We start from the raw sequence: 26,871 nt of genomic DNA on the forward strand, positions 1-26,871 counted from the left end.
CGCCGGGATGGCGATCATGGCCGGGACGCTGCTGCCGCACCCGGCCATCGCCGAGACGGATGCAATGGGGGCGGAGCCGGCGCGCTAGGTCGTCATGGTTCCCATGCCCCAGCTGCGCACAGGCCAGGAACCCTCGCTTGCCTCCTCCACGGTGAAATAAAAGTCCTTGAACCGCCGCGCTTCGATGCGTGGCAGCATGTCCGAAAACTGGGCCCTGGTGACTTGGAGGGAGAGGCTCAGCGACGGCAGGCGATCGGCCGGGAAGAGCGTGCCCGCGTCAGGGAAATCCGTCTTCAAGGGCGTGGGCGCCATGACCATGACAATGCCGGGCCAACGGAACGCCGCGTCCGGCATGATGAGGGTGGCGGGGAGAATGATATAGGTGAACTCGACCGACTGGCGGGGTGGGCCTGGCTGGACCACCTGGCCGAAGTTGACGCTGGCCGGGGCTACGATCTCGCCGCGCCACTCGCCCGCCACGATCGGCGGCAGCTTCAAACGGTCGCCCTTCTTGCGGACCGTCATTCGGCAGGCGTGGCGCCAGGAAGCGTGGCGATATCGATATCCGCCGCCTCAAGCCTGCGCCTGGCTGCCGCGACGACCTCTGCGCCAAAGTGCGGCGCGTGCCGCAGGACGATCGCCTCGCCGGTCAGCTCCGGCATGTTCCGCTCCAGCAGCATGTCAAAGCCGTCGGTGCTCTTGGCGCTCATGGCCCAGTCGTGAAGCGTCTGGACCACTCCCGCCCGTGCGACTTTCTGCCTTGTGCGCGCGAGCCGGGTCGTCTTTCCCCGCTCCTCGGACAGGACATGCTCGAAGGCATGTATCGTCTGCCAGAAATCATGCTCCACGGTCCCCGGCTTCTCCTTGGGCAGGACCGAAACCAGCTTGCGGAATGCGGCGTCGGCGACGCCCGGCTCACCCTTGTCCCGGGCGTTCCTGATCCACGATCTCAGCTTGTCGGGATCATTGCAGTTCTCGATCAGTGCCAGGATCTTCGCGATGTCGCTCATGCGGTCCTCCCTTTAGCCCCTGACCAGCAGGCCTTTCTTGCCCACCACAGTGACTGCGAGGGACCTGAGGTAGCATCCAAGGCGCGGCCCAGCAAAATAAAGTGGCCCGGCTTGTAATATGCCCATTTCCAAATCACTTTGATCGACTTGCATTTGGTCATATATGCTTACCAGAAAGCATGGGAATGCGGTATGCGCAAAGCAAGCCTGGCACTCGAAGCGTTCATTGACGAAACGATCCAAAAAGGGCGCGAGAAACGATACATCCCAACTGTCTTCATAGGGATGCGTCAACAGCTAGGCACTATCCCCGCCATATCGAAGCTCGTTTGAAGCGGCGACATCCAGAGCGGCTTCAAACGCCTTCACAAGCTCAACCTGCTTGATTGGACGATTGAGGCAGCCGTCGAGAAATTCCCTGATGAGTTTACTGGCGACGATCTCGAATGCGCCGCGTTCCGACTGCGTGAGGCGCGAAAGAAAGATCGTTGAATGCCAGCCGGGCGGCCTACAGGTCAGAGGCGTCCGCCTGAAGCGTCTCCGGACCCGCGACCTTCCTTGTGTCTTCACAGCCGGGGTGTCGTCGCACACCAGCTTGTCTAACCGGCAACAGCGATGGTCCTTGTGGCAGCGAAACGGGTCCGCTCCTAGCCGCCGCCGCGCACAACCCGAGCACAACCAACACAGCTGTCGTGACTTTCCAAGGCCTGAGATGACAAGCGCAGCTGTTGCCGTACGCAAGCGCGACCGTGTGGCGGCAACCCAATGCAGGACGACCCAAGGTCAGTGACCGTTTCAGCCCATATACCCGTCGGTCGGCTATTCCCCTCCTGTAGGTTCTAGATGGTCGCTTTAGGTTTCCCGAGCCGGCCGTTGGTTCCAATGCACTTAAGGTTTCGAATGTCGTCCCACGGCCAACAGCTGCGGTCAGCGAATCTGAGCAGATACACGATCACTTCATGAGCACGCTTAGGTGGCCCTTGTAGCGCCTTTCAGCCGCCGCCCCTTCGGTCCCCCAGTTGCCGCGATTTCGCGTCCGCGTAAGCTGGTTTCCCTGTCGGCTCTGTTCATGGCGCGCCACCTATCGAAGTTATCCTTCGCCCTATCGCTAAGGAGCGAAGCGAAAAAGTCTTTGTCCCCTGCGTAGAGGCAGTGCCGCATGACAGTGAAGGGATTGAGCGTCCCACCATCTGGTCGTTCCTCGAAGTCGGCTTTGTAACGGCGGACCTCGCCGATGGTCTCGCGCAAATAGAAGTTGAACTCGCCGCGACTGATATCGGGCTTCAGCTTGATGACCTGTTGCGTGAAGCCGTCGACTTTGTGCGCCTCGAAATCGACCCCGGGAAAGAAGTGCTTCGCGATGCGCAGCAGGCTGAAGGCGTTCAACGGGGCATAGTTGCGTGGTGGCGCCGCCGCGGTGGTTTCGATTTCGATTCGCGGACTCGCTGATTCCTCCTCAATTTCCGCATAAGGCGTATCGGCGCGTGCGATCTCCTTGGCCGTTTCGTCGCGAATGGCGCGAAATTCGCGATCCGCGAGTTCGAACAGGGCTGCGAGCGTGTTGATACGCCGCTTTAGTCCATTCGGAATCGACTTCTTGTACTTGATCTTGTGGTCCAGAACGCTCCAAGAGTCCTGCACCACGGTCCGGATCTGTAGCTCGAACGGATACTGCGCGTATCCCGCATATTCCTTGAGAGTTCTTCGCCCCTCACTAAGGCGCAAGTCGAGATGCAGGCCCTTGTAGCCGAAGGCGTCGGCGGTCTCCTCCATCTGGGCTGTCTTGTCGGTAACGCCGAGTACCTCAAACTCTTCCTCAACTAGCGCCTTCACGCGCTCGACGTCGTCCTCGTAGAAGCAGATCACACGCAGGCCGATAAGGTCTGAGACGTGGTCGCGGATGGCGTAGGGCGTTTCAGAACTCTCAAGCGCGGTTAGATATTTCAAGCGGAACTTGCTCAGGCATTCGTCACGGTCCTTGATCCGGCGTTCGACCTTGGCGCCGGCGATCACCGCGTCGGTGGCGAGCAGGGATCGTATCAAGGTATGAAAGGCGCTGGCGGCCGCCTCCATCGCGTCCCACGACGAGTCATAGAACTCATGAAAAGCCGCCTTCTCAATCTCGTAGTCCAGCGACGCCATTGGATCCCCCAAACTTCCCAGAACGACCATATAGAGTCGTGATGGCCCCGCGGCTGACACTAAATCAACGCGGGATCTTCGCCAACACTAGGCTCGACCCGTTCCATGCCGTTGCAAGACTCCCCCACGTTTCCTAGATCATAGCGGACCGTGTGGCGTGCGGTCCGCGGGAGGGGCTTTCAAGTGACTGATTTGGAGGAAATCGCCGGTGTCGCGCCGGCTACTGCCACCGCGCGGCCAGCCGCGGTAGGGGTGTCGCCGCGTAGCGCGCTTTCGCTGATCGACGAACCGGAATATGTGCCCCCGGATTTTAGCGCTACTCGGCAAATCCGGATCGGCTCGAGCTTTATCGAGCAATTCGTAGCGGGCCACGACGCCGGCGACGTCTTGCGCGAACTGGTACAGAACGAATTCGACGGCGGCGGACGCGCATTGACGCTCACCTTCGGCAGCCGTTCGCTCGAGGTCGTCGGAACCGGCAGGATCATAGATGCCAAGGGCTGGGAGCGGCTCTCAGTCATCGTCGGCACAGGCAATGTCATGGGCGGCGGGCACGGCGAGGTCGTGGCTCCCAAGGAGAATGGGATTGGCTCGAAGAATTTTGGACTGCGTTCGCTCTTCCGCTTCGGCGAAGCCATCCATGTACGATCCGGCGGCAAGGTCGCATTGCTGGATGTCCAGACGCAGGAAACCGCGCAAGCGGCGGACCCCGCCTGGCGTGGCGAGAAGGGTGTGCGGATCCATGTACCCTATCGGCGGACTTCGACCGACAGGCTCGAGGCTTTCACTGTCGAGCGCGAGGAGCATTCCCTCAGCTTGATGGCGGCGGGTATGTCCGACACGCTGGTCAAGTTGGCGCTCACGGGCCAGAAGCGGGGCCTACGCGAGGTCCAAGTCCACTCGATCCGCACCGGACGGACGCTGCTGTGGAAACAAGATGCAACTACTGGCCGCTGCCGCGCACCCGGCACGACGATGGTCGCTCGCAAAGGCCGGCTCGTCGATGGCATCGATAGGGCCACGGCGTTTCAAGAGGAAGAATTCTCGCGGTCGGTCGCGATCCCACCCGAATATGCCGGCCGCTCGTTCCCTGCGTATTACCGACTTCCAAAAGGCCGCCTAAAGATCGCCGTGTCCGTTCCGATCGCCAGGCGGCGGGTCGATCTTGGCGCGGATGGCCATTTCTACTATCCGCTGAAGGCGCCGTCCTCGCGGACCGGCTGCGCCATCAGTGTCAGCGCTCCTTTCGAGCTCAATACCGACCGCAGCGGTATCATCGATCATGCCTGGAACGATTGGCTCGTCGACCAGGTGGTCGAGCTGACCATCGACTTGCTCAAGGCCGACTGGTTCGCCCGCTATGGCGCGGACGCATTCAAGGCTCTTATAGCGAGCGGGCTCGCGAGCCCAAACCGTTTCGCTACCAAGATCGCCGAGCGGCTTGGGAAGGACGCCTGCTGGCCGACCCAAGGGAGGGGCGACGACCGGTTCGCGTCGGCTGGAGCGATCGTCTTGCCTAGCGATGAGGAGTTCGGCGGATTCCTTGCCGCCAATCGGTATCTCGATCCGGCCCTCGCCGCTGACGAGCGGCTGTGCGACCTCATCGAGACCTACGGAGCGAAGCGATTCACCGTCGCTTCCCTCGTCCGGCTCAGATGCGCGGGCAAGGAGGGCAAAGGGCTCGCCACCCCGCTCGGCAAGGATGCCCAGTTCTACTACAGCGACTATCCGGCAGGGATCGCCAGCATCGATGTGCAGAAGCGTCAGGCCGCCGCGCTTTCCGCCTTTCCCCGTCGATTGACCAAGCCGCTCAAAGCCGACCTGGGCAGCACGCCGTCGACACTCAGCTATACCGGCTCGCTGCGGCCGGCCATCGAACTGATGATTGTCGATCCCGAGCTTTGGGACGATTGTCCCGAGCCCGTTGCCAACCGTCTTCATCCGGAGCTCGCGCCGTTTAAGGCGATTTCGGGACATTGCAAGCTCTTCGACGAGGAGCGCTGGCTGATCGATGCGGCGCGACGCGCCGCAACCGCCGCCCCCGACGATCGCGAGCGCGAAACTCTCTATCGAAAACTGCTGACACGCGAGACACCCATCAGTCGGGCTGCCCTCAGTGCGCTGCGCGCCAATCCGGTGGTCAAGAACCAGCGGGGCGAGTGGGTCTCGCCCAACGCAATGGCTAATCTGAAGCCGTCGCTCGCTCGTCTGCTCGATCCGGCGATCGACACGCCGTCTAAGGAGTTGCTGAACGCACCCGCGCTGATTGCGCGGCTCCGCCTTCGCGAGACGCTTAACGGCGCGGACCTCCTGCGCTATGCGAAAGGGCTCGCCGATAGGCCGGCGATGGCCGACAAGTTTGAGAAGCTGCTCAGCGAAAACCTTAGTCTGTTGACCGGCGCGACGATTGAAGCGTTGCGTGCGATCCCCTGTCTCAAGGCGCGATCGGGCGCACTCGTCGCGCCAGCGACGTTGCACCTCGACACCGCGACCAACCGCCTCTGCGTCGGCGACAACAGTCTCATCGTCGGTGGCGCCAACGAGCTTCTCTATCGCAAGCTTAAGCTCAAGCAGGCGCCGGAGTCGAAGACGCTGCTTGATATGATCAAACTTTCCCGGGAGCAAGGCAGCGCTCCGGTCCGCCCGGACCTCCTTTACCCCGCGCTTGTCGACGCCATCAGCCGCGAGCGACGTGCCAGGGCCGAGATCGCCGATCTGCCGATCTGCTGGGTGCGCAATGGATACGAGGCGCCTTCGGACATCCTCGTTAGCGCTCGAATCCCAGTCCCGCTCACAGAGGCGATTCCGGTCTACCGTCATAGCGACGAGACAAGCCGTGCCTACCAGGACCTCGGGGCGCCATCGATCCCGAACGAAAGCCATTGGCAACGCTTCTTCCGGCATGTCGGAACGACCTGGGCGCAAGAGGCGCCGCTCAATCAAAATCGCCGGCGCATTCTGCTCGAGGCCTATCGGTTGCGCGGCCCTTTGGCGTTGCCGGCTGGGCTTGAGGATGCCCGCTGCCTTATCGACGATCGGTCGCGCCTTTTTACGCTGACCGAACTGCGCGCCGGCCAGCTTGTCGAACCAGATTTCCCTGCGCTTCAGCAAGCGTTGCGCGACGCCGACAGCAAGATCGGCGTCATCGAAACGACCGACCGTTCCCGCTCCTTCTATACCGCGCTGGGCATCCGTCCGCTGTCGGCGATCGCCGGCGCCAGCGAGCCGGTGATCGGGCCTTCCGGCCGCCCACCCTTCTGGTTCAAACCCAAGCAGGGTGATCGCGTCCTGGCCATGCTCCACCGGCCGCTCTTCGCGCGCGCGCTGGCCGAGGTGGCCTATCGCAATCGACACGGGCATCAGGGCTTTGTCCCGTCGGACCTGACGACGATCCAAGCACGCCTCACCAGCATTCGTTCGATCGCCTTCTACCAGACGCTCGGTCGTCGCTACGGCGTGGGGGGTGCCAGTGTACTAGTTCCCGTCCAACTTGCCCTCAGCGGTGACCAACTCGCGCTCATCCCGCCCAAGAACAAGTCGGCCGTCCAGCTGATGCTCGCGGAAGCGCTCGCGGAAATCGCCGGAGCGACCAGCGTCGCGACCATGCGCGGAATCGCGAACGCATTCCTGCCCCTGCTGCTGTGTGGGACACATGAGGAACTCACCGACTATCTCGATATGATGGGTATCTCGCATCGGCGGTCGGACGAGAATGATGATGGTCTCGACCTCGGTTTCGAAGAAGAGGACGACGATGTCGCGGACGATGCCGAGGAGCTGGCAGTGCGGCAAGTCTTTGACAATCTTGCCACTAACGCTCCGAGCGACGCCGGGCCAGTCGCGCCAGTCGACCCGCAACCCGCTCCGGCGGCCAATCCTCCGTCGCCGACACCGCCTCAGCCGGTTGCGACTTTCGATCTGCCGGATCTCGACGAGGTCTCGCTGACAGTCGCCGATACCCGGGGTGCGCAGATCGAGCCGCGCGAGCAATCAAACCGCCCTGGCGGCGGGTCGTCGGGCGTTTGGCTGCCGCCCACGCCCGAGGAGATCGCACGCGCCGGGCGTGTCGGCGAGCGCGGCGAGGCACTTGTCTACCGCATGGAAATCGAGAAGGTCCGGGCTATGGGCTTCGACGAGCCCGAACGCTATGTCGTCTGGACGTCGCGCAACCAGCCCGGCGCCGATCATGACATTCGTTCGATCGACGCTGAGGGCCGTCCGCGCTGGCTCGAGGTTAAGTCGACGACCGGTAGTGACGGGCGCTTCGACTGGCCTCGGCAGGAATTCGAGAAGGCGCTTCGCGAGCGAGAGCGCTATGAGCTCTGGAGAGTCTACCGGGTCGCCGACCGCGCGCCCATCGCCAAATGCTTCTCGAACCCGGCCAAGATGCTTGGAACGCGTCAGATCGCGCTCGAACTCGCTGGGCTTCGCGCTAACATCGAGGATATGGGCTGAACCAGTGGAACACCGTCTAACCGTGGACCGGGTAGCTCAGGCAGCGGATCAAAGAGACCGCGCCGCTCGGAAGGCCATTGTTGCGGCTGCAAAGGAGGCGGATATTCTGGTTGAGCGAGACCCGTGCGGTTGATCACCGGCCGCTTTCCATGGCGCCTTCGCTTGCCCTAATATCAACAGAGGTCGCCCAAGTCTGGAGCCGTCCATGTGCAACGATTACGAGCAGCATGTTGCTTGGGCTGAGTATTGCCGGATGATGGCGTCGCTGGCGCTCAAAGTCCCCACCCACCAAACCGAACTCGATTTGCCACAGGCAGACGATGTCCGCATCAACGATCCAGCGCCAATCATGCGCGCCGCCGGGGATACTGTCGAACTAGCATCGATGACGTTCGGATTCGAGCCGGCCGGACCAAAAGGCGGGCCTGTGTTCAACTTCCGCTCCGAAGGCCGGCAATTCGGGAACAGCAGACGCTGCCTCGTTCCGGCGTCCGCGTTCTTCGAATTCACAGGCACGAAATATCCGAAGGCGAAACATCGCTTCACGCTGAATGGCTCTCCATTCATGGCCGTCGCCGGGCTTTGGCGCGAAGCTGTCGGCAACAAGCCGCCCACCTTCACCATGCTGACGACCGATCCCGGGCCGGATGTTGCGCCGTATCACAATCGGCAGGTTGTGATCCTTCAACCGGAAAATTGGGCGGCATGGATCAACCTGACGACGTCCGAGGCTGAGCTTTTGCGGCCGCTTCCAGCCGGGTCCCTATCGGTGGAGACAGTTCGCCGCGAAAGCACCTGACTCAGCTGCGCAGTATCTCCGGCATGCTGAGGGGGCCAAGATTGAGAACCGGCGTGTAGTCGCCCGTCCGACGCCAGACGCCCCGCACCTTTCCATTCTCCCGATCCCGCCTCGGATCGAACATCATCCCATCGAAGTGCTCACGGAACGTCTGTGCAGATGTAGCATCGTCGAAGCAATGGAGCCGATAGGTTTCATATTTGCCGTTCGGCCATATCGCCTGCACGTGCCGCGTATGGTGCTTAAGCCCTCGTTCCTCGCAGAACTTCGCGATCATGGTGAAATTCCGCTCGGTGCAGAGGTCATCCGGCAGCGCAACCTGGTGTGGCCAGTCGCGGTCGATGACTGATGGCGTTAGTAAGCCCCGACTGCGTTTGACCACTATTCGAAATGCATTGACTGGCCGCGCATCATCGCCAGCGTCAGGGCAATTGCAGGGTTTGCCGGCGGCTTCTCCATATGGAATGAGCCATCAAAATCGCGCCATGCCGCCATGCGCAATTCATCACCGTCATCGCCGGCCGCCGGGTCGAACACATGGGCATCACAGGGATCTCGGTCAATCTCGATTGTCCAGTCCTTAAGCGCCTTGCGAGCCATCTCTTCCACTTGTGCAAGGTCGCTGGTGAAGAAGGGGATACGGTCGCCGTCCTCAGAGAGCGGCTCAACCCGATCCAGCGTCGGCCGCTCGGGAACCCAACCGAGAACGAAGGCAATATCGAAATCGATCTGGCGGTCCGGTTCGGTCGTGATCTCCAGCCGCTTGACGACATCAGGATAGAGTTGCTTCCGCTCCGGCCAGGTGTCCGGAATTGCTTCGGCTTGCAACTTCGTGCGGGGAACGTCGATCAACTCCATGATCTGGTGGTGCGGAACTTTTTCCTCCGGCCAGCCCGCGCGACATGCCGCCGCAGCAGCCTCATCGGCCTCCAGCCAAACTGTGGCGGCTCGGTCCTCCTCCTCGGTAGGCCTATCGTCCTCCGGAAAGCCCTTGATATCCCAGCCTTCCAACGCGAACAGGCCTTCCGCGCCTTGCAAAGCCGTAATGCCGGCGCGTGCAAACACTGCTTCGGCTGCCGCGATGCCGCGTGCAAGCTCTTGAGCCGTCGCGCCCTCGATATTCAAGCGAAGTTCCATGGTTCGCCTCCTATGGCCCAGTCCGCCAAGAGTGAACAAAATAGGAACAAAGAGTCAAGCCTGCCCTTGACGAGGGAGGAATTTGTTCCTTATTTCAGCATGATCTTGAGCAGCAAAGGACCATGGCACGGCGCCAATCGCGCTGGCCGGCGAAGCTATGGCGAAAACGGCGGAAGACAATTTTCGGATCGAGGTTTGGGATCGCGAGGAGCAGGCATTGTCAGAAACCATTTCGCGTTCCCCCGATTCCACGGTGAGCCAGGCGGCTTGGCAAGCCGCCATCCGGCGCCGGCCGGGCATGTTGCTGGTCCACTACAACAGTCGGCATGTCATGGAGAAGATCTTGACCCCAGGCGAGGTGAGGATCCCACCGGAGGTCATCATCGACGGCAGCGTTCACGCCGGGCTCGATGTGGCGCTGGGAGATCTTCGCGAATGGCATGTGTTGCGAGCCTGGTGCAAATCGTGCTCGCATCATGCGACGGTGAAGCCTGCCGGGCTCATCAAGCGCTATGGAAAAGGCGCTCTGTTCACTTCAGTCGAGCGCGCGCTTTTTTGCACGAGTTGTGACAGGGGCGGGCCTGTCAGGCTGGAAATTCACAAGTTGCCACGCAATTGAGGGGGCGAAAGGGTGCGGTACCTGGCGGACCGCCGCGGGCGGGGACAGTCGGTCCCGCGTCCCATCCTGGGGGCGGCGCTATGCTGACGCTCCTACGGCTGTCCAGTTAATCGCCCGCGACGGGGGCGAATTTCCTCCGTCCTACCCGTCTCACACACCAAGCTGATCGAGCCAGCGCAGCCTGACCTTCTGCCGCTCCTCCGCGGCCGGTACGGCGACATTGACGCTGAGTGCGCGTCGCACAGACCGCACCGCATCAGGCATGGCACATTCCGCTCGGGCAAGTCCGCCCCCCCTGCGCGCAGTCAGCGTTATCCAGTTCCGATGATGCGCGTCGCGCGCGACAACGCTACGCAGCGACTGGCAACGTCGCGATCCGCGACCCTACCCATGCGCGCATCCGGTCCCGAAGGCCGTCGGAGATCCAATCTCGATTCGCTTGGCCCGGTGTGAGTAGCCGATCGCGATCGAGCAGCAGCCCGTTCACAACGTTCGCATGATAGCGAAAATCGTCGTGATTGAGCGCAAACGGCATCGCTAGCGCCTTCTGGGGTTCGATCGTGAAGGAGACGATCTTCGTCCAGACGCGAATCTCTGGCTGGTGAAGCTTTGACCGCCAGTCCTTGCCGCTCGCGCATTGGAACAGCATAGTCGGAAGACCGGCCCGACCATCGGCGAAGGGGCGGAAGCAAAGAAGATCAAGCCCGGCCTCCTTGGCACGCTTCGCTGACCAGCGCCGGACCTCGCCAGTTGCCTCTCCAATCCGCTCGGCTACGTTCCGAACGATCCCGGCGATTAAGTTCGGCTCCGTCGCACTCCACCCGGTTTGATGGACCTCCCAGCCGCTAAAGGTTGCCGCAACAGCCTCGGCAGTCAGATCCTCGAAGAGCTTCCCTTGGGGGCCGAAGTCGACGCCAAATGCGTGCGACCAGTTCGGGTATGCCTTTGAGAGCGAGAGGGCGAGGCAGAATGCGTAGGGCGCGAAGTCCTGCCACGTCGCGTCCGAGACGACCCGGGTCCCAGCTTGGACCCGGAGTGGATAGCCGTCGCCAAGGACGCGTTTTCGCTCCCGTATGGCGAGGAAGGCGTCGTTCACGAGCTCCCAGGCAAAGCCCTGAGTCTCGTATATCTCATTCTCGCGGAGGATGTCGACGACGTCGGAACCAGATGCCTCGCCTTCACCGAAAAGGGCGCAGGCTTCGATCCAATCGCAGCAGATCGACGCATCGACATTATGCTTATTGACGGAGCGTGCGAAGCCCTTAGGCGGAAGGGTAAGCATCAATCGTCCTCGCCGACGCAGAGCTCTTCACGAAGGCCCGCGAAAAGCGAGGCAAGCTGAACCACATCCTCGCCAAGTCGCTGCGCCGCCTTCCTCAGCTTCTTGGACTTGGCATAGCGATGCGCTCGGCTGAGGGCTGCCTCGACATTATCCGCTGCTTCCTCAATGAGCCGGACGATCTCAGGCTCGTCGCCGCCCGCCAGTTGGAAGGCCACGTCGAAGCTCGGCCGAGGGCTGCGCTCGAGATACTCGACCGCCTTCGTGCTGAGTAGGACGCGGCCGAACTGATCGACTTGACGCGAGTCCCGCACGATCGGCGGCCGCTTGTCGTCGCCGAACAACCAGAGCGCAAAGTTCGCGAGTTCCTTGAGCTTATCAGCAGGAACAGGCTTGCGCGCCTCCTCCGGGTCAGCCTGAATGTCGATGTCGAGGTAGTGCTGCACGCCATCGGTTCTTAGCGACAGGAAGAGGACGCTGAACTTGTCCTCGACATGCTCGATGGAGATCTTTTCCTGATCCTCCATCTGCAGCAGCAGCCGATACGAGATATAGTTTTGACGCACGGTTGGAGTCTTGCTCCCGATCTTGCGCATCACTTGTGCGTAGGTGAGCTTGCTGCTCTCGATGAGCTTTGCGATATACTCAGCCTTTTCCGCCGGCTTCCATTCCTTGATACCGGTGACGTGGCGAAAGCCAAGAAAGGCTTCGACGTCCTTCCGCGAATCGACCTCGATATAGGGCACATGCTCGAAGAGGTCGGTTGGTGGTGGCGTCTCCTCGACGATCTCGCGCCAGCGCCGATCAATCTTCTCACCATCGGCCGCACGCTTAAGGAATTTCAGGGCTGCCAGGCGCCGGTTGCCCTCGATCACGACGAGCGCGTCCTTGCCGTATAGCTTCTCGCGTACGACGATGAGTGCTTCGTGGGGCCAGAACCCGCTTTCGACGAAGGAAACGGCGAGTTCGTCCAGCGTCCAGTCTCGCATCAGACTAAGGATCGTTGACTGCTTGACTGCCGGGCCGGTATTCCCTCGTCCCAGTCGAGGGTTCAGCGGATCAAGCATGAGTTGATCCACTGAAGTATAGGAAATCTCGTTTTTTACGGCCATGTCCCCTCGCTTCGCCTGGAGGTTTAACAAAACGTTGCGGAAAAATCACCCGTCGTGAAACATGCTAACGCCCCCTTCCCGGACGTGCCAGATGTGGTGCGCCGAAGGATGTCCCGCATTCTTAGCTCGGCGACCCGGCCAGAGTTGATCGTGCGCCAGGCAGTACGATCGCTCGGCATCGGGTATCGGCTCAATCGCCGCGACCTGCCGGGCTCGCCGGACCTCGTCTTTATCGGGCGCAGAAAGGCGATCTTCGTACACGGATGCTTCTGGCATCAGCATGGCTGTGCCCTGATGGGTAGGGCGCCGCGCAAGCGAGTCGAATATTGGCAGCCTAAGCTCCGGCGCAACGTCGAGAGAGATGCGGAGGCGGTGCAACGGCTTGAGGCATTAGGCTATACGGTCCTTACGATCTGGGAATGCAAAGTGCGCAACGCGGACCTGACGATGCGACTCCGGGCATTCTTCGGCGAATAATCCGCGTGCATCGAGATGCAATTTGGTGCATCTAGGTTCAGGGAGGCGGTTTGAACATGACTCGGCTGACGCATCAGAAGCGGTTTACCGTGTCGATCGATCGGGCGGACTACGACGCGTTACAGGAACTTGGCCGCTCGGCGAACCCTCCGGTCAACCTGCAGTACCTCATTCGGCTCGCTGTGCGAAACTTGCTGGAGCAGCACGCTGTCAAGCAACTCGCCTTTCCGCTGGAGCGTCGACCGTGAGGTTCATCGACCTCTTTGCCGGGCTCGGCGGCTTCCATCAGGCGCTTAGTCGGCTTGGGCACGAGTGCGTGTTTGCCTCTGAGCTAAACGGCGACCTTGCCGAACTTTACGAGCGTAACTTTGGGATCAAGCCGCACGGCGATATTCGCGAGGCGCATGGGCTAGTCCCGGCGCATGAGGTCCTATGCGCGGGCTTCCCCTGTCAGCCATTTTCCAAGGCTGGTGGTCAACTCGGCTTCGACTGCCCGCAATGGGGCGACCTTTTCGACTATATGATTCAGATTATCGAGCGGCATGAGCCACGCTTCCTGATCATCGAGAACGTGCCAAATATCATGCGGCACGACGGCGGCAACACATGGAAGCGGGTGCGCAAGCGGCTGCGCGACGTTGGCTACGACATCGACTCCTCCTTGATTTCGCCGCATATGTTCGGTGTTCCCCAGCTTCGTGAACGGGCGATCATCGTTGGCGCGCGCGACAGCCTCGGCACTTTCGAATGGCCCGAGCCGACACATACTGCCGAGGACGTCAATATCCGTTCGATCCTCGACGAACGGCCTACCGATGCTAAACCGCTTCCACCAGCCTTCGTCACTTACCTTGAGGCTTGGCAACGGCTGCTTGATGCTCTACCCGCGGATGCAGAGCTTCCCTCGTTCCCGATCTGGGCGATGGAGTTCGGCGCCACCTACCCGGCACGGACCGGGACGCCGATCGGACACGGCCTTTCGGAGATACGGTCATTCCGTGGCTCCTTCGGGCAGGCATTGCGCGACCTTACGGACGCTGAGGTGCTCGACGCGCTGCCGCCTTACGCACGCGACGGGAACGCCTACTTCCCTGAGTGGAAAATCCAGTTCATCGAGCAGAACCGCCGGTTCTACCAGCGGCATAAGGTGGCCATCAACCCCTGGCTGCCCACGATCCAGGGGTTCTCCCCGAGTTTCCAGAAACTTGAGTGGAACTGGAAGAACGGCCCGCGCGACCTCAACCAGTGCATCATCCAGTTCCGCGCATCAGGCATTCGAGCAAAGCGGCCCACCGCTGCGCCGTCGCTGGTGGCATTGACGACGAGCCAGGTGCCGGTCATTCCGTGGGAGCAGCGCTACATGACGATGCGTGAGTGCGCCCGTCTTCAGAGCATGGGCAAGCTCGAGCATCTTCCAAGCACGCAGACGTCTGCCTTCAAAGCACTGGGCAACGCTGTAAACGTCGATGTCATCGGCGCGGTCGCGTCAGCCCTGCTCGGCGATGAGGAGCCGAAGTTAAGGACCCTCAGGCTTCCGCTCGCCGGGCGCCTGGGGGCGGCCGCCTGAACGCCCAAACGGGAGGAGTATGAAGCTTGGAGGGGAACGGCGTTGGAAGACTTAGACTTTGACCAAGTTGCGACGCTCCTATCGGAGTTGTCGCAGCCAAGCATGATGCCCAAGCTCGATGGGCGACGGCAGGCGCCGAGTTCGTTCGACGCGACCGAGATTGACTTTGCGTCGAGCGCCTGGCTTGCGCGGGTGCTCGAGGTCGCGACTTGGCTTAACCTCGACTCGACCTTCGAGGAGCAGGACCCTCCGAAGTCCGTCGCGCTCCGGATGTTCGATGAGTTGTCACCGGGCAAGGCTGAGGCAAGCTTCCTCGTTGAGGATGGTCATATTGTCCTCACCGAGATGGGGGCACAGGCGCTTGAGGAGCGGTTGAGCCGGGCCGTCAGCAATCGAGCCTCCTTCCTGCAAATGCTTGAGGATGAACTCTCAGTCGCTGCGGCCACTGAGGCGTGGATTGACGCCTGGAACGAGGCGCCTGCTACAGAGCCGCTCTCAATTAACGCGACCGTCGACAAGTGGCGCATCTACGACCTCGCCGGTCGCGCTCAGCAGCACCAGTTGGACCTCAATCCGACATATCAGCGCGACTTCGTCTGGTCGAACGCGGATTCGCAGATGCTGATCGAGTCGATTCTGCGCGGCATCCCGCTGCCGTCGATCATCCTAGCTCGCGTCTCGAGCAGCCAGCGCTTCCAGATCGTGGATGGTAAGCAGCGGCTCACTGCCATCTTGCGCTTCATGGGGGCGCATCCGGAGGGCCGCGAGAACGCGAAGAAGATGAAGGACTACGCGCTCTTCGACGGCAATTTCGCTCAGTTCGCCCGTCGAAACAACCTGCGAGCGACCGACATCCGGGAGAAGTACCTCCCGTTCAAGACGAAGAAGTACACCGATGATAACGATCCGCTCAAACCGTTGGGCGGCCGATACTATTGCGAGATCAAGGACAAGCAGGTGCGTATCGCGGGCGAGACGATCACGGTCACCGACCTGTTCGAGCGCGCCTGCGACTATTTCATCCCCGTGCTGATCTACCGAGACACGCAGGTTCGCGACATTCATAAGGTGTTCAGGCTCTACAACCAGCAGGGCATGAAGCTTAATGCGGAGGAGATCCGCAACGCTGTCTTCAACCACCTAATGATCTCGCGCCTCATGCTGTTCGTGGGTGGCGATCGCCCAGAGCCCGAGATTGCGCCGGAACTTGTTAAGGCTGGAATCGATCCGACCACAGCACATGAGAACATTAGGGCGCTGGGCTTCGGGATCACGCGCTTCCGGCGCACGAAGGTACTCCTCTGGACAGTCGCAACGCTAATCCTGAAACCTGCGCAGGGGCCAGATAAGGCCTACCGGACCCCCTCCACGGCAAGCCATATCGATGAGTTCCTGCGCTCGATCGATAGCGATCGCCTCGCGCAGTTCCGCTCGAAGGCGACGCTTGAGGCCCTCGCCAACGACCTCATCGCCGCGCTGGAACTCCATCAGGTCGTCTCGGATGCTTGGCACCCGAAGTTCCGGCGAAAGGGCAAGAGTGAGATGGCCTCGCGGTGGGAGGAGTTACCCGTCATCGCAAGCCTGCTCGCCTGCCTCGTCCTCGTTATCTCCAGCCACGAGGAGAAGCTTGAGAATGGCATCGATGCGGTGCGCGATCTCACCTCGAAGATGGTAGGGCCAACGAGCACACAGAATAAGACGCAGTGGGCGCATATCGCCAACGCCTCGACCAGCATTCTTGAGACGCTGGGCCTCAGCCTTGCCGACATGGCCGAGGCTGTGAGGGATCGCTACGGGGACAGCGCGATCGACGCCCTGCTTGAGATCCGCAAGATTCCGATGATCTGATATGAGCAAGAGTGAGCCCAGCCTCGGCCCGGCCGCGATCGTCCCGGTCGATGAGGCAAGCAACGTACCAAGTGGCAAGGACGGTTCCCAGATTGGTGGCGGAGCGTGGTGGGCACGGTATCGCGCGAGCGTCGAGGGGCGCCTGTCGCCTGCCGCGCTCTCCGTGCTAGAGTTTGACGCCCGATACATCGTCGAGAAGTCGCTTCCTCGCGAAGCCGGCGCGCTCGACGCCTCCGCGTGGCCCGAGTCGCGGGTCCGCACTGGGATGGTGGTTGGCTCAGTCCAGTCCGGTAAAACGGCGAGCATGCTAGGCGTCGCCGCGATGGCGTTGGATGCGGGCGTAGACCTCCTCGTGCTCCTTGCTGGTACGCGTGTCAGCCTTTGGCTCCAAACCTACGAGCGGCTCCTGTCTCAACTGGATGGCTCGACAGTGGAGAATGCCTACCGTCGGCGATCCGAGCGCCTGATTTTGCCGCAGCCGGCGGACATCCTACATGAGCAGCGCGCGGATCCGGCGCGCTATCTCCAGCGGCCACTTGCACGCCAAGCGTTGCGCGCCGGGCGGCCGATAATCTGCGTCATCCCAAAGGAGGATGACCATCTGCTGATGTTGCGTCGTTTCCTTAGCGACATTGTCACCGCAGAGTATCTCTCGGGGCGCGACCGGCCCTACTCGATCCTGCTGCTCGACGATGAGGCGGATGACGCAAGCGTTCTCGACAGTGAGCGTTCCCAAAAGATCACGCCGCGTCTCATCTCGGCGTTGTGGAGCGGCGACCCTGACGACGCGGCGACGCGCCACCCGGCAATGCTTGCGACATACGTTGCGTACACGGCGACGCCGCAGGCAAACTTCCTGCAGGCCACCCACAACCCGCTGAGTCCGCGAGATTTCAATGCGGCGCTGCGGACGCCCGGTCCGACCGGAACGGTGCTGCCGCGGACGATCACCTATGCCGAACCGGCCGGCGTCCGTTCCTACTACTGCGGCGGAGAGATCTTCTACGAGCGACTCCGCAAAGCGGGAGACGGCGCGCTGTGCTGCACATCGCTGTTCCCTGACCTTCGTCCCGGAGAGACCGAGCGCGAGCTTGCGGGGAGGCGCGAGGCGCTTCGCTGGTCAATGCTCGCCGATGCTTTACGGTGCTATCTCGTCGGCGCCGCAGTGCGCTTCCTAGCCACCGGCTGGACGGAGGCATTCGACCATGAGCGCCTGTACGCGTCGGTGGAGGAGGCGCATGCCGCCGGGGGCGGCCCGCACACTATGCTGATCCACCCTTCCGCTCGGAAGGAGGACCATTTCAGAACAGCGATCGATGTCGTACGCTGGGCGTACGCGTACCCCGGTCGCGAGGCTGAGGTTGAGTTGGATGAGGAGGCCGAGGAAAGGCTTGAAATCCCAGCTGAAGGACTTGCCCGCCGGCTTGAACTCGAGGAGGCGGAATGGTCGGCATGGCTAGCCCGGTTCGAGGCATCCCGGATGGCGCTCGCGACGCTTCCGCAGGCGCCATACGTCTCGATCTCGTCCGCCAGTTGGCTGGAGGTGCGCAAGATCTTGGTTGAGCGGATCTTCCCGAACGTAAGATTGCGCGTACTAAACAGCGACCCGGCATCCGACGACAGGCCACATTTCGACATCCTCAAGGATGGGGACGGCTTTCGGATCCCCGCCGACAGCCTTTCGATTTTTGTTGCCGGCAACGTGCTCTCGCGCGGCCTGACGCTGGAGGGGCTGACGACCAGCTTGTTCCTGCGGGGCGCCGCAGAGCCAGCTGCTGACACGCAGATGCAGATGCAGCGCTGGTTCGGGTATCGCGGCGGATTCCTGCCTCTCTGCCGGGTCTTTACGTATGAGGATCAACTGCAACTTTTTCGACGCTATCATGTAAACGACAACGCGCTGAAGACCGAGATCATGTCATCGATGGACGAGGGTGGGGAGGCGAATGGGCCGGCGCTAGTGCTGCAGGGCGCATCGTTCGTGGCTACGAGCAAGGTCGAGGCGCGCAAGGTCCCCCTCTCACCAGGGCCGCGGCCATCGATCAGGCTGGTCGAGGCGGATGACGACACTCTGGCTAGACACAACATAGATGTTGCGGTCGGCCTGCTGCGGGACGGCAGGTGGCTGCCACTGAAGGATGACAACGGGCTTGAGCGTGGGCTAATCCGATCGGAGCCTGTCAGCCTGAGGCGGCTGGCCGAGACGCTCGATACGCTGCGTTACTCGCACCATGATCCGGACCTAGGCAACGAGTTGAGCCAGCGCTGGGAGCATTACGCGCGGCTGCTGGGAATCGACGATCCGCTCTTCGCGCCTCCGATGCACAATCCTCAGGACTATGGCGCCGAGCCGCAGTCGTGCCCCTACTCGATCGCCGCCTACCTAAGGCTGTGGTCGTACCTAGTCGGTGATCACTCCGCGCCCGGCTTTTACCCGACCGATCGACCTGAGGTCCCGTGGAACTATGCAGATACCCTGCGTGCGAGCATGCCGGAGTTCTACCTCGCCTTCCGCCACGGGCAGAGTCCTGCGCGCGATCCCCGCCTTGCGGCGAAGGGGATCAAGGCTGTGACGCGTGAGCGCACCGCGAACGGGCGAGCGCTGCAGACGCTTTGGGGTACGCGCGGATATGGCGGGACCTACTTTGGCGACGAGTTGGTCGATTACTATTTTCATCGAACCTCGCCCGTGCCGAGTATTCAAGGCGGCGCTACTTGGCGGCCACGCGGTCATCCCGGGCTCGCCTTACTGCACGTCGTGAGCGCGCCGGAACTGCCAACCGACTTCCTGGCCATCGGCCTTGGCCTGCCACATGGAGGCCCTGACCACATCGCGGCGCTTCGGCAATGAGCGAACTGCACTTCGAGGCGCTTCGCGCGGACCTTGCGGCGCTGACGGTCCCTCAAGGACAGGCGCGCAACCTCCGCTGGCTTGCGATGACGCTTGCGATCGGGCGCACGGCGACGGGAGACTACGAGGTATTCATCCGCGGACCCGACCTAAAGGCGGGCTCATCGCTGGTCAGGCGGCATGTCCAGTATGGCGACTGGCGGCCTGAGGAAGGCGGCGCCCCCTTCTCCGCGAGCCGGATCGTGTTGCCGTCGGCGCCGCATTTCGCCTCGATCGCGGTCTTGATCGCGATCGAGTTGCTGCGAGCCGGCATCGCCGGGCCGGCAGGGGTTCAACCCGCCTTCACCGACGTCGAGCCGATCATTGAAATGGCGATCCGGCGTGGCGCCCTCTCGGAGACCGTTGTATTAGGGCTGGTCGGCGAACTGACAGTACTGCGGCAACTGATCCTTGCCCGAAGCGACCGGCCAGCGAGTATGATGCGCTGCCTCGACTTCTGGCAGGGCTGGCAGGAGGGCGGCAGGGACTTCCGAATCGGAGATCATGCGATTGAGGTGAAGACAACCCAGATGGGTGCGTCGATCCATGAGTTCAGCGGGCTACATCAGCTTGAGCCTAAATCGCTTCCATCCGGGTCCAAAGAGCATCTTCACCTGATGAGCATTGGCTTGGCTGCCTCGACAACGATGGGCGAGACGCTGCCGTCGCTGGTGAGCAGCATCGTCGCATTACTATCGACCGCCGTTGGCGGCGCAGAAGTGGCGGACGAGTTTGTGCGCCGGGTGTCGCAATACGGGACCCTCTCAGGAACCGGGTACGTACACGCTACGATGCTGGATTGGAGCGTCTATGGGACGCGTTTTGCGCATACGTTCCTACCGCGTCTCTATCGTGTGGATGATTCGGCGATGCGCTTGCTTGGTCGAGAAAAGCTCGCTGAGACCTTCGTTCAGGCGCATGGGCTTTCGTTTACAATGCACATTCCGGATCAAGTCTCAGCCTTCAATCCCGCGCCGAACTGGGAGGCAGAACTGGAAGCGATGGACAGTATCTGAGGCGGGAACGGGATCTCGACCCACTAGTGTAACGGTCAGCTGCGATAGCGCCAAATTGAGATCGTATACATTTCCTAGTTTGACCTCGGGGTTGCAGGCAGCACCTCGCGTATTTCGAACCGCACTCCTCGCCGGGGGTAGTCGGCCCCGCGTCCCGCCTGCGGCGGCGCTATGCTGACGCTCCTTCGGCTACCCTCTTAACCGGTCTCGTCATTGCAGTCGGTCCCGCGTCGCGCCTGCGGCGCCGCTATGCTGACGCTCCTACGGCTGCGTTTTTTCCTTAAGGAAAGCCGGGCATTCCGCCGTCGCTGCACAAATGAAATCCGATACGGCAGAGCCATTGGCAACAGAGGGCGACAGCCTCATACGAGGGCAGAGATGGTCTTGGCCATCTCTCCCCCGCGATTGCCACCTGCACAGAGCGGGGCCGCTTACTCGCAAGGCGCATGTTCATCGCCAAGTGAACTGATCCGATCCGCCCCGCTCGACGCGCAGCCCAGCTCCGCTCGCCGGCATTCGCCCCCCTCTCTGCCGCGCGCTCACGCGCCCCCGGAAGGCATGCCGAAGGGCATGCCTTCGGCATGTAACGGGAAAGGACCAGAACCATGACGACTAATGAAACGAATGCGACCATCGAAACTGCCAGTGAGAGCGGCACGGAGGTTTTCATTCCGTTGAACAAGTTGAAAAAGTCCCCTCGCAATGCGCGCAAGACACCGCACAGCGAAGCGATCATCGAAGCCTATGCGGCGAGCATCGCCGCCAAGGGCATCCTACAAAACCTTGTGGTGGAGCCGGAGCTTGACAGGGAGGGCGGAGAAACCGGCTTCTACTTCGTCAGCATCGGCGAAGGCCGCAGGCTGGCGCAGTTGCTGCGCGTGAAGCGCAAGCAGATCAAGAAAACAGAGCCGATCCGCTGTGTCATCGATACGATCAACGATGCGCACGAGATCAGCTTGGACGAGAATATCACCCGCGAGGCGATGCACCCTGCCGATCAATTCGAAGCGTTCCGCGATCTTCACGAGAAGAAGGGATGGGGTGCGGAGGAAATCGCCGCCCGCTTCGGCATTACCGCGCATGTCGTGCGGCAGCTTCTGCGGCTTGGCGCGGTCAGCCCCAAGCTGATGCAGGTTTATCGAGGAGAGGGGCTAACGCTCGATCAATTGATGGCCTTTGCCATCACCGAGGATCACACGCGGCAGGAGCGGGTTTTTGAAAACCTCACCTACAATCGTGATCCCTACATCATCCGCCGCGAGCTGACACGCACACATATTGCAGCGAACGATCGCCGCGCCATCTTCATCGGCGCGCAAGCCTACATGGGCGCTGGCGGCGCTATCCTGCGTGACCTGTTCACCGAGGATCGCGGCGGCTTCTATGAAGACGCCGCTTTGCTCGACCGCTTGGTAATCGAGAAGTTGCAGGGCATTGCTGAAGCCGTCAGACAGTCCGAAGGCTGGAAGTGGGCGGATGTCCATATTGACTATCCACATGCCAACGGCCTGCGCCGCACGTACCCACAGCCGGTGGATTTGTCGGAGGAAGATAAAGCCGCCTATGCGACGGCATCCGACGCGTTCAACAGGCTCGCCGAGGAATGGGATAGCGCCGAGGAACTGCCGGACGATGTCAATCAGCGTTTCGGCGAGCTTGAGGCCGAGATCGAGCGCATCGACGCTCGGCGTCACGCCTACGATCCTGATGTTGTTTCGCGCGGCGGCGTATTCGTCGTGCTTTCCCATGACGGAACGGCTCGCATCGAACGTGGCTTCATCCGCGCCGAGGACGAGCAAGCGGAGCCAGAAGCGGAAACGCAAGCGGATGGTGAAGGCTATACAGTCAACGATGATGGCGAGATCATCGAAGCCGGCAACGGTTCGGACGCCGATGGTGGGAGCGACGAAGAAGCGGACGAGGAAGGCAAGTCGCTGTCGGACCTTCTCGTGCGTGATCTGACAGCCCATCGCACGCTTGGGCTTCGCCTTGCGCTTGGCGAACAGCCAGACATCGCCCTTTTCGCGGTGACCCATACGCTTGCAGCGCAGACCTTCTATCAGGGTGCTGAGGCCCTCTGCCTCGAAATCCGCCCGACGAGCGCCTATCTCGCCGGTCACGCGGACGGCATCGAGGACACTGCCGCAGGCAAGGCGCTGGCGGATCGTCATACGGCATGGGCGGCGGACATGCCGCGCGATTTGGCCGACCTGTGGGGCTTCATCGCCTCGCTCGACCATGCCTGCGTCATGGCGCTGTTCGCGCATTGCGCTTCGCTGACTGTCAACGCCGTAAAGCAGCCTTGGGAGCGCAAGCCCCGTGCCCACGAAACGGTGGACAGGCTGGCGACGGCAATCAGTCTCGACATGACGGCGCATTGGGCCCCGACCGTACGCACCTATCTCGGTCGCGTGACCAAGGCGCATATCCTCGATGCCGTGCGCGAAGCTGTCAGTGAAGAAGCGGTCGAGAGGCTGTCGGCGTTGAAGAAACAAGCCATGGCCGAAGCCGCCGAGCAGTTGCTCGCCGGAACGGGATGGCTGCCTGCGGTCCTGCGGACCCAGGAACCTGCGGTGTTCGCCGAACGGCCGGATGAGGGAGGCTCAGCCGTCAGATGGGCGGACGTTGCCGTACTGGAGCCGGAAGCCGCTCCGCCGGGCACGGCGAACTCGACGCTCGCTCAAAGCAGCGCCCTGGCCGAGGAAGGCGAACCCTTCAACGTCGCGGCCGAATGAGCCGCAACAGCCGGAGCCGCCAAGCGGCTCCGGCCTCCGTTCCGTCAGAGAATTTTCCGGCCGCGCCAAGGCGCGACCGGGGACCTCGACTGCAAGACACCACGAATCGCAGCAATCAGATTTGAGTACCGTCAGCAACATCATCGTAAGCAGGCGACGACAACGCTAACCGGGCACTAAGTGGCCAGTTGAATGCAACAGTTATTAGGTCGATAGCTACGCCTGCTATCATCACGCTCTCGGTCCCACCCACGAGCGCCGCCGCGATAAAGTCGTCGAATCCGAGGGAGAAGGTGATGGTGACGCCCCAATGACGCGCCGGGAGCGAGCCACAGCTGTGGTCGCCGTGGCTGTCGATAGCGACCGGCGAAGTGACATTGGTCTGTGTGGCTTACCCCACACGTGGTTGAGGGCGAGGCGAAGACCTTCAATCCACACTGAGACAGGCCCCGTGGGCGCGCTCGTTGATGGCGCGAGCTCGCCCACGATGGCTGCCTTCATCGCTCTCGTCTAGTCGTCAATCGAGAAGTTTGACACTTGCTCTCCTGGTCCGCGCGCGAAACTCACTTTGATGGTACGTGCACCAAAGGTCGCCGCGTAGGAAAAGACCGTGTCATCGCCGGCCTCGCGACGGTCGGTGAGTTCGAGCTTGGTCAAGGGGCCAAGCCTCTTCAGCAACGGCATGAAATACTGGTTCGACTCCTCAAGCGCTGCCGGGCTGGCAAGAGGGACGTCCTGATGGCGCAGCGTACCGGCGCGTGCGGCTTCGATCAGGGCGGTCACGCTACGATCTGCTTCGGGGTCTGGTGAGGGGCGCGGTCCCGGCGCGGTGAGGGTGGGATCCCACAGCGCCGCGATTCCATCGACAAGGGCGTAGGTGTTGGCATCCGCCGAATTGGCTAGCAGGATTACCGAGAGGTCATCGCCGAGGTAGCGCGAGTAGAAGGTTCTGAAACCTTGCCAGCTGCCACTATGGTAATACCGTGGATGGCCGCCAGCCTCGTCGAGAAACCAGCCAAACCCATAGGGATAAGGCTTTCCACTATTAAGTCGCACAGGGGTGTAGATCTGCTTCCAGCTGTTGCTGCTCAGCGCCGCCCGTTTCTCCACGCCGCGAGCCCATGCGATCATGTCGTCGAGCGACAAATACAGCGAGCCGTCCCCGTAGGATTGAACATCGAAACCCAGTCCTGGTTCTTCAGCTCCCCATCGACGAGCTGATACCCGGCCGAGCGATTGGGCACGATGTCGGCGTCGTTGACGGCGCGCGCGGTCTTCATGCCCAGCGGCTTGAACACTTGCGTGTTGAGGATGTCGAGATAGGACTGGCCGGTTGCTTTCTTCACAAGAATGCCCAGTAACTGATAGCCGGTGTTGCTATAGCTCCAGCGTGCGCCTGGCTGGAAATCAAGCGTCATGGGATAGAACGTCTTAACAAGCTCGTCGTCGGTGTAGTCACGCCTTAGATCGAAATCCGCGCCCGCATTGGGGAGGCCTGACGTGTGGGTGAGCAATTGCCGAATGGTGATCGGGCGCCAACTGGCGGGCGCGTCAGGCAGATATTTGCTTACCGAATCGTTGAGGTCCATCTTGCCCTGCTCGACCGCCGTCATGACGGCCGCAGCGGTGAACATCTTGCCGACCGAGCCCGACTGGAACATGGTTTCGGTCGTCACTGGGACGTCAAGCTCGACATTCGCCCAGCCATAACCTTTCGCGACGACAGTCTTGCCGTTGCGCAGCACGGCGATCGCGACCCCAGGTACCTTCTGGGTGTGCATTTGAGTTTCCACGAACGTGTCGAGCTCTTTTCTGAACGTGTCGAGATTGGGGGCAGAAATCGCCGGGGCGGTGGCGCAAAGCATCGCGAATGCGCATATTGATGCGGTCAGCTTAAACATTTTCCTCGTACCTCATTCTCGCTGGTTGTGTTTCAATAAGGAGAGAGAACAGTCGATGACCGCCCTTTGATGCTCCGCTCATTTTTCAAAAATCACTCGTGCCTGCGCAATAGGCGGCGCGCAGCACTCGATTGCATCTCAAAAGCACGGATCTTCCTCGCAGACAATATAGCGTGAAAGCTAGACTGGATCCGATCACCCAATACAGCTGTCCCTGTTCATGGGTTCTCCTCGCGGCCGGCTGGAATTCTCCCTATTCTTTGCGGTCTCTAATCGTTGCCGCAGATTTTGCCCGCATCAACAAGACAGGATTATGTCACATGATGACTGTTTGTCAATTAAGTAGCATTATGCCGCAGGCGCGTTCGCAAAGGACGGAAATGGCCGTGCTGGCATCGACGGGCGCGCTATCCTAGTGTGGCGGCCGTCGAAAACTGCGGAGAACCAATTCGTGCAAGGTGGAGGTGATATGTCCCATGATCTGTTGCGGCGGCTTGAGGACAATCTTGAAGGCTTCACGCAGGCCGAACGGATGATTGCCAATTTCATCCTGACCAATCGCGGCGGAATTGCATTCGAGACCGCAAATTCGATCGCGGCCAAGCTGCAGGTAAGCTCAATCACCGTTGGCCGCTTCTCGCGCAAGATGGGATATCGCCACTTCAAGGATCTCAAGGCGGGGTTGCAAACGACAATGTCAGGTGTGCCTTGGCTGGTCGGCGATCAGGTGACCGAATTCGTGGAGACGAAAGGGGAGGGCAAGGGCAATCGCACTAAGCGCAGCCTCGAACTGGAACTGGCCGGAATTATTGAGGTCTATGCGATGGCGGAGAGCGAAAACTGGAAGCAGATCGTCGCGTTGCTGGCGCATAGCCACCGCGTGCATGTCGTTGGCTTTCAAACGGAACGAGGCGTCGCGGCGATGCTGGCAAATCTGTTGCAATACGCGCGTGACGGCGTCAGCCTCGTCGACACATCGGCAGGTAACTACCACGAGATATTCGCGACCGAATCCGAAAGCCACTGCCTCGTACTCTTCGATGTGCGACGATACTCAGAGCAGACCTACGATTTGGCCGCACGGGCAAGCCGCGAAGGTATCCCCCTAGTTATGATCACAGACAAGTTCTGCGACTGGATTCGCAAGTTTACCAGCCACGTCATCGCGGTATCCACGGAGGTCGAGTTGTTCTGGAGTTCGCCGGTATCCCTGAGCTGTGCAGTCAATCTTCTTGTCAACGACGTGATCGGGAGCCTCGGCCAGACGGTGGAAAAACGGCTGGAGCGCCTATCCGAGCTCTATCAGTCTTATACTGGACATGTCGGCAGCCCGGCCATGCGCAAGGCTGGCAAGCCTTAGATTCGTAGGTGCGTTCTCCTCGACTCTTTTACCCGTTGCAGACGATAGGGCGGGCATATCACGCCGCAGAGCGCAAAGCCTGATGCTTGTACCTCGCGATGGCGACACCTGAGGTTATAGCGTGGCCACCGAAACCGGCAAAAGAGCCCGGCTTGGCGCTTGCTGTGCCATTCTCTTCGTATCGAATCGCATGCGGGCAGTTACTTGGTTGAACTGCTTGACAGCCCACCAGTTGCGACTCTCTCAAATGGCGGAAGGCTTTCTTCGCGCCGCTCCGAGCGCAATAACGCAAAGAAGCCGATGGAAGTCTCGCCTTCCGGTTCGCCCGGGGTTGGTGATCCGTCGCGCCTTCACGTTGAAGCCAGGCTCATCGACCAAAGAGGCAGCCCACGGCGTGCGTCAAAATGCGGATGGTCGCTGCGAGTATGCCCGCTCCGGTCTTTTATCCGTTCGACAGCGCCCGCTGCGTCCTCGAATGGATTTGGTCTGACCGAAGACCACCTTCGCTGCGCTCAGTCTCGATC

General features: G+C 61.2%; 19 protein-coding genes and 1 pseudogene. 11 read left to right on the plus strand and 9 right to left on the minus strand.

Annotated features, from left to right (window positions below):
• Positions 1-84 precede the first annotated feature (84 nt).
• The 3 genes from FJ423_RS16475 to FJ423_RS16485 all read right to left on the minus strand — a co-directional run bounded on the left by FJ423_RS16475 (position 85) and on the right by FJ423_RS16485 (position 3,152).
• Positions 85-525, minus strand: coding sequence for a hypothetical protein (locus FJ423_RS16475; protein WP_140843096.1), 441 nt, complete (start codon positions 523-525; stop codon positions 85-87).
• On the minus strand, positions 522-1,010 hold the full coding sequence (locus FJ423_RS16480) for a hypothetical protein (protein WP_140843098.1): 489 nt from the start codon (positions 1,008-1,010) through the stop codon (positions 522-524). The genes FJ423_RS16475 and FJ423_RS16480 overlap by 4 nt, the downstream gene beginning before the upstream one ends.
• A gap of 969 nt (positions 1,011-1,979) precedes the next feature.
• A complete protein-coding gene (locus tag FJ423_RS16485; protein WP_140843100.1) occupies positions 1,980-3,152 on the minus strand; it encodes a (p)ppGpp synthetase in 1,173 nt (390 codons plus the stop codon).
• 192 nt (positions 3,153-3,344) lie between these two features.
• Between FJ423_RS16485 and FJ423_RS16490 the strand changes: the two genes are divergently transcribed.
• Both FJ423_RS16490 and FJ423_RS16495 read left to right on the plus strand, forming a co-directional pair.
• Positions 3,345-7,607 (plus strand): DUF3883 domain-containing protein, encoded by a 4,263-nt coding sequence (locus FJ423_RS16490; RefSeq protein ID WP_140843102.1) that lies wholly within the window; start codon positions 3,345-3,347, stop codon positions 7,605-7,607.
• A gap of 205 nt (positions 7,608-7,812) precedes the next feature.
• Positions 7,813-8,406 (plus strand): SOS response-associated peptidase, encoded by a 594-nt coding sequence (locus FJ423_RS16495; RefSeq protein WP_140843104.1) that lies wholly within the window; start codon positions 7,813-7,815, stop codon positions 8,404-8,406.
• Between the two features lies 1 nt (position 8,407).
• Here the strand turns inward: FJ423_RS16495 and FJ423_RS16500 are convergent, their stop codons facing one another.
• Both FJ423_RS16500 and FJ423_RS16505 read right to left on the minus strand, forming a co-directional pair.
• Positions 8,408-8,683 carry a hypothetical protein gene (locus FJ423_RS16500; protein ID WP_140843106.1) on the minus strand — a complete coding sequence of 92 codons (276 nt, stop codon included), beginning with the start codon at positions 8,681-8,683 and terminating at the stop codon, positions 8,408-8,410.
• Positions 8,684-8,787: 104 nt separating this feature from the next.
• Entirely contained in the window at positions 8,788-9,543 is a 756-nt protein-coding gene (locus FJ423_RS16505; protein ID WP_140843108.1) for a hypothetical protein, read from the minus strand.
• A gap of 157 nt (positions 9,544-9,700) precedes the next feature.
• On the opposite strand from FJ423_RS16505, the gene FJ423_RS16510 reads away from it, so the two are divergent.
• On the plus strand, positions 9,701-10,162 hold the full coding sequence (locus tag FJ423_RS16510; protein WP_140843110.1) for a hypothetical protein: 462 nt from the start codon (positions 9,701-9,703) through the stop codon (positions 10,160-10,162).
• Between the two features lie 349 nt (positions 10,163-10,511).
• Here the strand turns inward: FJ423_RS16510 and FJ423_RS16515 are convergent, their stop codons facing one another.
• Positions 10,512-11,444 (minus strand): hypothetical protein, encoded by a 933-nt coding sequence (locus tag FJ423_RS16515; RefSeq protein ID WP_140843112.1) that lies wholly within the window; start codon positions 11,442-11,444, stop codon positions 10,512-10,514.
• A complete protein-coding gene (locus FJ423_RS16520) occupies positions 11,444-12,508 on the minus strand; it encodes a hypothetical protein (RefSeq protein ID WP_210239563.1) in 1,065 nt (354 codons plus the stop codon). The genes FJ423_RS16515 and FJ423_RS16520 overlap by 1 nt, the downstream gene beginning before the upstream one ends.
• Before the next feature lie 141 nt (positions 12,509-12,649).
• Here FJ423_RS16520 and FJ423_RS16525 point away from each other — a divergent pair, with 141 nt between their 5' ends.
• The 7 genes from FJ423_RS16525 (at position 12,650) to FJ423_RS16555 (ending at position 23,086) form a co-directional block, all read left to right on the plus strand.
• Positions 12,650-13,030 (plus strand): very short patch repair endonuclease, encoded by a 381-nt coding sequence (locus tag FJ423_RS16525; protein WP_348642903.1) that lies wholly within the window; start codon positions 12,650-12,652, stop codon positions 13,028-13,030.
• Positions 13,031-13,086: 56 nt separating this feature from the next.
• Complete coding sequence (locus FJ423_RS16530) at positions 13,087-13,278, plus strand: ribbon-helix-helix protein, CopG family (protein ID WP_140843118.1); 192 nt, start codon at positions 13,087-13,089, stop codon at positions 13,276-13,278.
• Complete coding sequence (gene dcm, locus FJ423_RS16535) at positions 13,275-14,597, plus strand: DNA (cytosine-5-)-methyltransferase (protein WP_140843121.1); 1,323 nt, start codon at positions 13,275-13,277, stop codon at positions 14,595-14,597. Before FJ423_RS16530 ends, dcm begins: the two co-directional genes overlap by 4 nt.
• Positions 14,598-14,699: 102 nt before the next feature.
• Positions 14,700-16,445, plus strand: coding sequence for a DUF262 domain-containing protein (locus FJ423_RS16540; protein ID WP_140843123.1), 1,746 nt, complete (start codon positions 14,700-14,702; stop codon positions 16,443-16,445).
• Position 16,446: 1 nt separating this feature from the next.
• Positions 16,447-19,296, plus strand: coding sequence for a Z1 domain-containing protein (locus FJ423_RS16545; RefSeq protein WP_140843125.1), 2,850 nt, complete (start codon positions 16,447-16,449; stop codon positions 19,294-19,296).
• Positions 19,293-20,351, plus strand: coding sequence for a PD-(D/E)XK motif protein (locus FJ423_RS16550; RefSeq protein WP_140843126.1), 1,059 nt, complete (start codon positions 19,293-19,295; stop codon positions 20,349-20,351). Before FJ423_RS16545 ends, FJ423_RS16550 begins: the two co-directional genes overlap by 4 nt.
• A 605-nt stretch (positions 20,352-20,956) precedes the next feature.
• On the plus strand, positions 20,957-23,086 hold the full coding sequence (locus tag FJ423_RS16555) for a ParB/RepB/Spo0J family partition protein (protein ID WP_140843128.1): 2,130 nt from the start codon (positions 20,957-20,959) through the stop codon (positions 23,084-23,086).
• A gap of 510 nt (positions 23,087-23,596) precedes the next feature.
• Here FJ423_RS16555 and FJ423_RS34800 read toward each other — a convergent pair.
• Positions 23,597-24,298, minus strand: a pseudogene (locus tag FJ423_RS34800) (serine hydrolase); the annotation flags it as partial.
• The gene (locus FJ423_RS34805; RefSeq protein ID WP_140843132.1) at positions 24,214-24,987 is read right to left on the minus strand and encodes a serine hydrolase domain-containing protein; all 774 of its coding nucleotides are present in this window, start codon (positions 24,985-24,987) and stop codon (positions 24,214-24,216) included. The pseudogene FJ423_RS34800 and the gene FJ423_RS34805, both read right to left, overlap by 85 nt.
• Positions 24,988-25,456: 469 nt before the next feature.
• Between FJ423_RS34805 and FJ423_RS16570 the strand changes: the two genes are divergently transcribed.
• Positions 25,457-26,347 carry a MurR/RpiR family transcriptional regulator gene (locus tag FJ423_RS16570; RefSeq protein WP_140843134.1) on the plus strand — a complete coding sequence of 297 codons (891 nt, stop codon included), beginning with the start codon at positions 25,457-25,459 and terminating at the stop codon, positions 26,345-26,347.
• The last annotated feature ends 524 nt before the right edge of the window (positions 26,348-26,871 follow it).

The organism is Mesorhizobium sp. B2-8-9 (assembly GCF_006439475.1).
GTDB lineage: Bacteria > Pseudomonadota > Alphaproteobacteria > Rhizobiales > Rhizobiaceae > Mesorhizobium.